Origin of the sequence: Pseudomonas monteilii NBRC 103158 = DSM 14164, assembly GCF_000730605.1 — a bacterium.
Lineage (GTDB): Bacteria > Pseudomonadota > Gammaproteobacteria > Pseudomonadales > Pseudomonadaceae > Aquipseudomonas > Aquipseudomonas monteilii.
On record NZ_BBIS01000121.1, the window covers coordinates 1 to 1,072 of the forward strand.

At 61.0% G+C, this 1,072-nt stretch carries 1 protein-coding gene; it reads right to left on the reverse strand.

From position 1 onward, the window contains the following. A partial coding sequence (bamA, locus tag PM2_RS29435; RefSeq protein ID WP_042132654.1) for an outer membrane protein assembly factor BamA occupies positions 1-1,072 on the reverse strand: 1,072 nt, incomplete at both ends.

A 1,072-nucleotide genomic window follows, 5' to 3' on the forward strand; every position in this document is an offset into this window, starting at 1 on the left:
CGGGTCAGGCCGATCGACACCTTGTTACCGGTACCGAGGAAGTTGCTCTGGCTGATCGAACCACCGAGGATCAGGCCGGCGCTCTGGGCGAAACCGACGCTGGCGGTGATCGAACCGGAGGCCTGCTCTTCGACGCTGTAGTTGACGTCGACCTGGTCGTCGGTGCCTGGCACCGGCGGGGTTTCTACGTTGACTTCCTTGAAGAAGCCCAGGCGTTCCAGACGGGTCTTGGACTGGTCGATCAGGTAGGTCGAGGCCCAGCCGCCTTCCATCTGGCGCATTTCGCGACGCAGCACTTCGTCTTCGGTCTTGGTGTTGCCGCGGTAGTTGATGCGGTTGACGTAGGCACGCTTGCCCGGGTCGACCACGAACATGATGTCGACCGTGTGGTCCTGGTCGTTCGGCTGTGGCACGCCGTTGACGTTGGCGAAGGTGTAGCCTTCGTTACCCAGGCGGCGGGTGATCAGCTCGGACGTGGTGGTCATCACCTTGCGCGAGAACACTTGGCCCGGCTGCACCAGCAGCAGCGACTTGACCTGGTCTTCCGGCACTTTCAGGTCACCGGACAGCTTCACGTCGCGAACGGTGTACTTCTCGCCTTCGTTGATGTTGACGGTGATGTAGACGTGCTTCTTGTCTGGCGTGATGGACACCTGGGTAGAGGCGATGTCCATGTTGATGTAGCCGCGGTCCAGGTAGTAGGAGCGCAGACGCTCCAGGTCGCCGGACAGTTTTTCGCGGGCGTACTTGTCGTCGTTCTTGAAGAACGACAGCCAGTTGGTGGTTTTCAGCTCGAACAGCTGCCCCAGGGTCTCATCGTCGAACACGTTGTTGCCAACGATGTTGATGTGCTGGATGGCAGCGACGGTGCCTTCGTTGATCTTGATCTTCAGCGCGACGCGGTTGCGCGGTTGCGGCACCACTTCGGCATCGACCTCGGCCGAGTAGCGGCCCTGGGCCACGTACTGGCGCTGCAGTTCGTTACGCACGCCTTCGAGGGTGGCACGCTGGAAGATTTCGCCTTCGGCCAGGCCCGATTGCTTCAGGCCCTTCATCAGGTCTTCGGTGCTGA